Below are 8617 nucleotides of genomic sequence, written 5' to 3'. Positions count from 1 at the left end.
TCGACGCTGAACAAGGACCAGCAGCTGGCCGAGATGAAGTGGTTCATCGAGGCGGCTGCGAAGCTCAAGGCCAAGGGCGTCAAGGAAGTCTCGGTGGTCTCGGAGACGCTGACCACGCACGAGTACGAATCCAAGACCCTGGCCAAGGCCTTCGAGGAGATCACCGGCATCAAGGTCAAGCACGACATCATCCAGGAGGGTGACGTCGTCGAGAAGCTGCAGACCTCGATGCAATCGGGCAAATCCATCTACGACGGCTGGATCTCGGACAGCGACCTGATCGGCACCCACTACCGCTACGGCAAGATCATGGCGCTGTCGGACTACATGACCGGCGCCGGCAAGGAATTCACCAACCCCGGGCTGGACCTGAAGGACTTCATCGGCACCAGCTTCACCACCGCACCCGACGGCAAGCTCTACCAACTGCCCGACCAGCAGTTCGCCAACCTGTACTGGTTCCGCGCCGACCTGTTCGCGCGCGAAGACCTGAAGACCAAGTTCAAGGCCAAGTACGGCTACGACCTGGGCGTGCCGCTGAACTGGTCGGCCTACGAAGACATCGCCGCCTTCTTCAGCGAAGACGTGAAGACCATCGACGGCAAGCCCATCTACGGCCACATGGACTACGGCAAGAAGGACCCGAGCCTGGGCTGGCGCTTCACCGACGCCTGGCTGTCCATGGCCGGCACGGCCGACATCGGCATCCCGAACGGGCTGCCGGTCGACGAATGGGGCATCCGCGTGGCGGCCGACAAATGCACGCCGGTGGGCGCTTCGGTCGAACGCGGCGGCGCGACCAACTCGCCGGCCGCCGTCTACGCGCTGACCAAGTACATCGACTGGATGAAGAAATACGCGCCCAAGGAAGCCATGGGCATGACCTTCGGCGAAGCCGGCCCGGTGCCGGCGCAGGGCCAGATCGCGCAGCAGATCTTCTGGTACACCGCCTTCACCGCGGACATGACCAAGAAGGGCCTGCCGGTCGTCAACGACGACGGCTCGCCGAAGTGGCGCATGGCCCCGGGCCCGAACGGCCCGTACTGGAAGCAGGGCATGCAGAACGGCTACCAGGACGTGGGCAGCTGGACCTTCTTCAAGGACGGCGACCCGAACCGCACCGCGGCGGCCTGGCTGTACGCGCAGTTCATCACCGCCAAGACCACCTCGCTGAAGAAGTCCATCACCGGCCTGACCTTCATCCGCGACTCGGACATCCGCTCGGACTACTTCACCAAGAACGCGGCCAAGTACGGCGGCCTGATCGAGTTCTACCGCAGCCCAGCGCGTGTGGCCTGGACGCCCACCGGCACCAACGTTCCTGACTACCCGAAGCTGGCGCAGCTGTGGTGGAAGAACGTGGCCCAGGCGGTCACCGGAGAGAAGACCCCGCAAGGCGCGATGGACAACCTGGCCAAGGAAATGGACGACGTGATGGCCCGGCTGGAGCGCGCTGGCATGGCCCACTGCGCGCCCAAGCTGAACCCCAAGGGCGATCCGGCCAAGTACCTCAGCGACAAGGGCGCACCGTGGGCCAAGCTGGCCAACGAGAAGCCCAAGGGCGAGACCATTGCCTACGATACGCTGCTGAATGCCTGGAAGGCCGGCAAGGTGCGCTGAGCAACCTGGCGGCAAACAACGGTTTGCCGCCAGCGACCCTTGATCACGAAGGGCTGGCAGGCCGCTGCAACGCGGCTTGTCAGCCGTCGGCCTTCAGCGTGGCGGCGTTTGGCTGGTTGTTCGCGCGGCGATCAGCCGATGCGAATGTGCAGTGACGCGAGGTCGGTTCTGAACAGCGCGCGGTAGTACTCGATGGGCAGCCCGGCGTCCGACAAGGCGCAGGACTCGATGGCCAGCAGCGGGCTGGTGTGGGGAATTTCCAGCAGGTCGGCTTCCTCGGGCGTGGGCGTCACCGCCTCGATCCAGCGATCAGCGCGCTTGAAGATCATGCCGTACTGCTTTTGCAGCACGTCGTAGAGCGAGCGGGTCTGCAGCGGCAGCTGGTCCAGGCCCGGCGTGAGCGCCGCCGGGATGCTGTGGCGCACCAGGATGCGCGGGATGCCGTCCACCATCTGCACCCGCGAAACTTCGACCACTTGCGAAGCAATGCCTTGGTCGACCGGCAACCTGAGGAAGTGCTGCGCGCGCTCGCCTGGCAGGGCCACGCGCTGGGTCAGCACGCGGCGCGTGATGCGCTTGTGTTTGTCCAGCAGTTCGCCCGAAAAGCCGACGATGGAGCCGACGAAGTTCTGCTCCTCGCGGCGGCCAGAGACAAAAGCGCCTTTGCCCTGGCGCTTGTAAATGACGTGCTCGTAAACGAGCTGGTTCAGAGCCTCCCGCACCACGGTTCTGGAAACGCCAAAGCGTTCGCACAAGGCGCTCTCGGAAGGCAGGGCCGCGTTGGCGCCCATGCCGTTGTCGCTGATCATGCGCAGCAGGGACTGTTTGACCTGGGACCACAGTGGCCCGGTGGCAGATTCTGCGGCGGCGTCACGACCCGACGCTGCGGGCGGATCTTCTGTCATGGAGGCGGCTCTGGCATCAGAGGTCTGCAATGCGGGAGCCGATTTGTACACCATGTCGCTGCCTGAGCAGCTTCAGGGTGCCGGCCACTTCCTGTGCCTGGCGATGGGCGTCCCAGCCCAGCTCCCCGCCGATGATGGTGGCGATCATGCGCAGTGCTGCTTCGGTGCAGCGACCTTCGATGGCAATCAGCGTGCGGCGCAGCACCACGTCGGCCAGCCGGCCGATGCGCTGGTGCTGTGCGATGTGGACCATCTCGCCCACCGTGTAGGTGGGCAGGTCGCAGATGGCTGCAGCGCCGGTCGTGGCGACGATGGCGGCGACTCCGCTGGCTTCGCAGCCGTAGCGGTCCCAGAGCAGTGCCACCAGCGCGGGGGCCAGGCCCGAGGTGGTGCTCAGGCGGTCCACGCGCGCCTGGCGCTCGGCCGGGTCGACTGGCCAATCGCGGCCACTTCCGATGGGCAGCTGGGCGGTGTCGACCCTGCGCTGCCGGCGCAGGCGTGCGAGCACATCGTCAGCGATCTGGGCTGCGCAGGCACGGTAGGTCGTCCACTTGCCGCCGACGAGGGTCAGGATGTCAAAAGGGCGATCCCCCTGGGCCGGCAGCAGCCGCACCGAGTGGTCACGGCTGATGGCGCCGGCCACGGTGCCGTCAGCCGCAGGCAGCGGGCGCACGCCGGCGTAGCTGAAGACGATCTGCTCGCGCCTGGCTGGGAGCTCAGGCATGGCGATGCCCAACTCCCTGAACAGGTAATCGATCTCGGCCTCTGTGCATCGGCAGTCGTCCGGATCGTCGGTGCGGATGTCGGTGGTGCCCAGCAGGACCAGATCGTCGGTCAGGCAGTAGGCCAGGCAGATGCGATGGTCCTGCGTCTCGAAATACAGCATGCGCGCACCCAACTCACGTGCCAGCAGCGGGTGGCGCAGCACCAGGTGGGCGCCCCGCGTACCGCCAATGAAGCGGTGATGGACCCCCATCTGCGCGTCGACCTGGTCCACCCACGCGCCGGTGGTGTTGATCACCAGGCGTGGCCGCACCTGAATGCGCTCGCCGCCCAGCGCGTCTTGAAGTGTCACCGTGTCGCCCTCGCTGGACACGAGTGCCAGGTAGGACGCCGCCAGTGCCTCGGGGCAATCGCGTTCTGCGTCTGCGATCAGCTCCAGCGTCAGCCGTTCAGGATGCACGAGCCGGGCATCGAAGAACTCGGCCACCAGCTTCACCTGCTTCGATATCGAAGGCATGGCGCGCCGCAGATCCGGGCCACTCACCAGCCGATGTCTCGGCACCCCACCGATCTTGCGGCCAAACCAGTCGTAGAACACCAGGCCCAGTTTGGTCACGATCGCGCCTTTGCGCCCCGGGCTTCGCGTCCAGCCGAAGAAGCGTGCCGGCGCGCGTGCCAGGCCGGCCCACCAGCTGTTCAGCGGCACCCACACGGCCAGGGGAACCACCAGGTGGGGGGCGTTCATCAACAAGCGGTTGCGCTCCTCGACGGACTCGCGCACCAGCGCGAACTCGCCGGTCTCCAGGTAGCGCAAGCCGCCGTGGATGAGCCGGGACGGCGCCGCGCTGGTGCCGCTGCAGAAGTCTCCCCGCTCGACCAATAGCGCGCCCACACCCTGCGCGGCCAGGTCGCGCAGCAAGCCGACGCCGTTGATGCCGCCCCCGACGATCAACACCTCCACGTCGGGCTGAGCCCGGATCTCGTTCAGTACATCGTCCCTGCGGCGCATCGCCCATCTCCTGTCTCTGTGTTTAGACCCGTTCGCGAACCAACTCATCATTACAAGATGCAAAGCCGAAGTCCGTGGCGGCGGATCATGAATGCATCCTGTCGTGCGGCTCATCGGCAAAAACACCTAGCAAATATGCGGAGAACGTGGATTGACGGGGAGGAAGTGGTCGATAGACTTCGGCCAAATCAAGCAAGACATGCCTCAACTTGTAATTACGAGATTGATGGCAAAGGAGACAAGCATGACGAAGTACCTGCTGGGCCTGGATGCCGGAAGCACGATGACCAAGGCCGTGTTGTTCGACTTCCAGGGCAACGAGATCGGCACCGCGCGTCGGCGCAATCCGATCCTGTTTCCGGCGCCAGGCCACACGGAGCGGTGCCCGCAGACCATGTGGCGAGACGTTGGCGAGGCCATCCAGGAAGTGCTGCAGACCTTGGCAATCGACGCTGGCGACATTGCCGCGGTTTCGGTGTCCGGCTACGGTGCGGGCCTGTACCTGGTCGACCGGCATGGGCAGGCGGTGCGGCCCGGGATCATGTCGACCGACGCCCGGTCGACCGATGTGCTGGCCCATTGGGCGCGCGACGGGCTGAGCCAGCGCAACGGTGTGCGGACACAGCAGCGGCTGTGGGCCGGTCAGCCTGCCGGGCTGCTGCACTGGTTGGCCAGGCATGAGCCAGCGGTGGTCGACGCGACGCATTCGGTGCTGTTCTGCAAGGACTACCTGCGGGCGCAGCTGTGCGGGGACCTGTCCACCGATGTGACCGATGCCGGTGCGGGTGGGCTGATCGACGTGGTCCACGCCTGCTACCCGGAGGCCTTCTACGACGAACTTGGCCTCGGCGCCTGGCGCGACAAACTGCCCCGCATTGGCGCTTGCGACGAGGTCGTGGGCAAGGTCTCGGCGCAAGCCGCAGTGCAGACCGGCCTGCGCGCTGGTACGCCCGTCGTGCGCGGCATGGTGGATGTGTGCGCGGCGGCCATTGCTTCCGGCGTGGCCCGTCCGGGCCAGCTCAGCGTGATTGCCGGCACCTTCAGCATCAACTCCACGCTGCATGCCGCGCCTCGGTTGGACACCTTGCCGCTTTTGCAGATGGCGTATCCGGTGGGTGAACTCTTCCTGGCCACCGAGGGCTCGCCCACGTCCGCCAGCAATTTCGAATGGTATTGCAAGAGCATCCTCGGGCCGGAGGCCGTGGAGGCCGCGGCGCTTCGTGGCCAGTCCATCTATGACGTCTGCGGTGAGCGTGTCGGCCAGGTGCTCCAGCGTCCCAACGACATCCTGTTCCTGCCCTTCCTGTTCGGCGGCCCCAGCGGCGCGCCGGCCGGCTTCCTGGGGCTGCGCGCCGAGCACGACGGTGCCGACGTGGTGCGCGCGATCTTCGAGGGCATCGTCTTCGCCCACAAGCTGGACATTGATGCGCTGCTGAGCGGCAGCGACAGGGCGCAGGTCCAGAGCATTCGCCTGGCCGGGGGAGCAGCTCGCAGCCCGGTCTGGTCGCAGATGTTCGCTGACGTGCTGGGTTTGCCGGTCGAAGTCACCCAGGGTGGCGAGGTGGGCGCTCGCGGCACCGCGATGTGTGCCGCCGTGGCGCTGGGTCTGCATGCCGACTTCAGCTCGGCCATGACGCACATGGTGCGGGTCGAGCGGGCCTATCAACCCGACCCGGCGCGGCACGCGGCATATGCCCGCAAGTTCGAACGCTTCGCGCTGGTCGCACGCACCTTGGCGCCGCTCTGGCAACCGGCCGCCGAACCCGACCCCGCCCGCTGAGTTTTCACTGTCGTGACGAGCGACCAGAACCAGCCGTCACGACCTTCCTCATTTGAACCCACCTTACGGAAATCACCATGAAACACGTTGGCGACCTGCTCGCAAAAATGCTGTTGGACTATGAAGTCGACTTCGTCTTCGGCATGCCGGGCGGCCAGACCACCGCGCTGCACCAGGGCATTGCCCGGCTCGCGCCACGCATCGAGCACATCCTTGTGCGCGACGAGCGCAGTGCCCCCTACGCGGCCGATGCCTATGCCCGGCTGACGGGCAAACCTGGCGTGTGCGACGTGACGGTCGGCCCCGGCGCAACCAAGCTGACCGACGGCATCGTCGAGGCCTACAACGCCTCCATCCCCATGATCTGCATCGTCGGCGAACTGCCGTTGGACTGGGTGACCCTGCGGCACAAGGGCGTGGCCTCGCAAGGCTTCGATCAGCAGGGATTTTTCCAGAGCATTTCCAAGGAAGTGTTCATGGTGCCAAGCGTCACGGCTTTGCCCGACATCGTGCGCGCCGCCTTTCGCATCGCCACCTCGCCGCGTCCCGGCCCGGTGGTCATCATCGTGCCTCACGACGTGATGGACGCGCCTTGGGACGACAGCCAGGTGATCCCCGTGGACAAGCGTTGCATTCAGGCTCCGTCCAGCCGCTATCGCCCGGAAGACGCCGAACTGCAGCGTGCGGCCGCGCTGATCGCCAAGGCCAGGCGGCCCGCCATCATTGCCGGCGGCGGTGTGCATGCCTCGGGCGCTGCCGAACTGCTCACTGCGTTCTGTGACCGCGTCCAGCCTCTGCACGTGTCGAGCCTGTCGGGCAAAGGCTCGGTGCCGGAGACCCGGCCCTACGCCGCTGGCGTGCTCAACCCGCTTGGCAGCGCTGCCGCCATCCAGCTCATCAAGGAGGCCGACTTGCTGATCTGGTGCGGCAGCAAGGCCAGTCAGAACACCGCGATGAACTGGACCCTGCCGCTGGCCGGCCAGGCCAACATCACGATCGACGCGGACCCCACCGAGCACGGCCGCACGTTCCAGCCGACCGTCGCCTTGTGTGGCGACGTGCGGGCCACGCTTGCCGCCCTGGACGGGATGGTGAGCGCCACGCCCAAGCCCGAGTGGCTGGCGCGCATCGCCGAAGTGAAGGCGGGCAAGCAGCGAGGCCTCGACCAGGAGAAGGCCAGCACCCAGCTGCCCATCATTCCGCCCATCGTGATGGCCGGCTTGGCGGCCCGCCTTCAGGCCGAAGACGTGGTGATCAGCGACGCCAGCTTCTCCGCCGGCTGGATCGCCCAGTACATCCCCGCCACGCAAAGCGGCCGGCACTTCCTCTACGCGCGGGGCCAGGGCGGCCTGGGCTATGCGTCGCCAGCGGCCATCGGCGCGGCGGCGGTGCTGCAGCGGCGCGGCGGCCGCGTCGTGACCTTGGCCGGAGACGGAGGGCATGCGTTTGCCGTCGGTGAACTGGCCACCTTGGCCCAGAACCGCATGCGGGTGGTGAACATCGTCATCAACAACGGCACCCTGGGCTGGCTGCAGATGTGGCAGGAGGTGTTCTTCGAGGATTTGCGCAAATCGGTGGACCTGGCCGTCGGCGACAAGCCCGACTTTGCCGCTGCCGGCACCGCCATGGGCCTGCTGGGCCTGAAGGTCATGCGGCCCGAGGAGCTGGACGCCGCGCTCGACGCTGCGTTTGCCCATGACGGCCCCAGCCTGGTCGAGGTGATGATCGACCCGCGGGCCACCCCCATTCACAGCTTCCGTCGCCGCATGGAGGACCCGAATCCCAAGGCGCCTGTGCGGCCTGGCACGGTCTACGAACTGCGCCAATGGAAGCTGGCGAGCGAGCTGTGAGCCGGACGTGACCAGCATGTTCCCCCTCACCATGGCATCGGAGCCCACATGAAACTCGTGCTCGAAGGCATCGCCCAGCGCGCAGGCAGTGCGGTCCACCTTCATCCGCTTGACCTGACCTTGGTGCCCGGCGCAGTCACCGTGCTGCTGGGCGCCACCCAGGCCGGCAAGACCACGCTGATGCGGCTGATGGCAGGGCTGGACAAGCCCAGCAAGGGCCGGGTGCTGGTGGACGGGCAGGACGTCACCCGCCAGTCTGTGCGCCAGCGCAATGTCGCGATGGTCTACCAGCAGTTCATCAACTATCCCTCGCTGAGCGTGGCCGACAACATCGCCTCGCCGCTGAAGCTGCGCAAGGAAAAAGGCATTGCCCAAACCGTCCATGCCCTGGCCGCCAAGCTGCGCATCGAGCCCTTCCTGAAGCGCCTGCCGGCCGAACTGTCGGGCGGCCAGCAGCAGCGTGTGGCACTGGCCCGCGCGCTGGCCAAGCAGGCGCCGCTGATGCTGCTGGATGAGCCACTGGTCAACCTGGACTACAAGCTGCGCGAAGGCTTGCGGGAGGAGCTCTCGGCGCTGTTTGCGCAGGGGCGATCCACGGTCGTCTATGCCACCACCGAGCCCACCGAGGCCTTGCTGCTGGGCGGCTACACCGCCGTGCTGGACGAAGGGGCGCTGCTGCAGTACGGCCCCACCGCCGAGGTCTTCCGTCGGCCGCGCTCGATGCGCGTGG

At 66.6% G+C, this 8617-nt stretch carries 6 protein-coding genes; 4 read left to right on the top strand and 2 right to left on the bottom strand.

Features of this window, described 5'->3' with window-relative positions; genetic code table 11:
• Positions 1–1620 (top strand): ABC transporter substrate-binding protein (locus FKP22_RS13335; RefSeq protein WP_141287975.1); only part of this gene is annotated, 1620 nt, incomplete at its 5' end.
• 131 nt (positions 1621–1751) lie between these two features.
• Here FKP22_RS13335 and FKP22_RS13330 read toward each other — a convergent pair.
• Together FKP22_RS13330 and FKP22_RS13325 are read right to left on the bottom strand one after the other, a co-directional pair.
• Complete coding sequence (locus FKP22_RS13330; RefSeq protein WP_141287974.1) at positions 1752–2525, bottom strand: GntR family transcriptional regulator; 774 nt, start codon at positions 2523–2525, stop codon at positions 1752–1754.
• Between the two features lie 16 nt (positions 2526–2541).
• A complete protein-coding gene (locus tag FKP22_RS13325; RefSeq protein ID WP_141287973.1) occupies positions 2542–4257 on the bottom strand; it encodes a glycerol-3-phosphate dehydrogenase/oxidase in 1716 nt (571 codons plus the stop codon).
• Positions 4258–4501: 244 nt separating this feature from the next.
• Between FKP22_RS13325 and FKP22_RS13320 the strand changes: the two genes are divergently transcribed.
• From FKP22_RS13320 to FKP22_RS13310, 3 genes are all read left to right on the top strand, one after another.
• Positions 4502–6037, top strand: a complete 1536-nt coding sequence (locus FKP22_RS13320) for an FGGY-family carbohydrate kinase (RefSeq protein WP_141287972.1) — start codon at positions 4502–4504, stop codon at positions 6035–6037.
• Between the two features lie 77 nt (positions 6038–6114).
• Positions 6115–7887 carry a thiamine pyrophosphate-binding protein gene (locus tag FKP22_RS13315; protein ID WP_141287971.1) on the top strand — a complete coding sequence of 591 codons (1773 nt, stop codon included), beginning with the start codon at positions 6115–6117 and terminating at the stop codon, positions 7885–7887.
• A 48-nt stretch (positions 7888–7935) separates the two neighbouring features.
• On the top strand, positions 7936–8617 hold a 682-nt coding region (locus FKP22_RS13310), incomplete at its 3' end, for an ABC transporter ATP-binding protein (RefSeq protein WP_141287970.1).

This window comes from Ideonella azotifigens (assembly GCF_006519715.1).
In the GTDB taxonomy this organism is placed as follows: domain Bacteria; phylum Pseudomonadota; class Gammaproteobacteria; order Burkholderiales; family Burkholderiaceae_C; genus Ideonella; species Ideonella azotifigens.
Note: the sequence above shows the minus strand (reverse complement) of the source record. Positions and strands in the feature narration are given on the sequence as shown.

Excerpts from the sequence above, each read along its gene's own strand:
- FKP22_RS13315 (WP_141287971.1), top strand. The coding sequence starts at position 6,115 with ATGAAACACGTTGGCGACCTGCTCGCAAAAATGCTGTTGGACTATGAA.
- FKP22_RS13330 (WP_141287974.1), bottom strand. The coding sequence starts at position 2,525 with ATGACAGAAGATCCGCCCGCAGCGTCGGGTCGTGACGCCGCCGCAGAA.
- FKP22_RS13320 (WP_141287972.1), top strand. The coding sequence starts at position 4,502 with ATGACGAAGTACCTGCTGGGCCTGGATGCCGGAAGCACGATGACCAAG.
- FKP22_RS13325 (WP_141287973.1), bottom strand. The coding sequence starts at position 4,257 with ATGCGCCGCAGGGACGATGTACTGAACGAGATCCGGGCTCAGCCCGAC.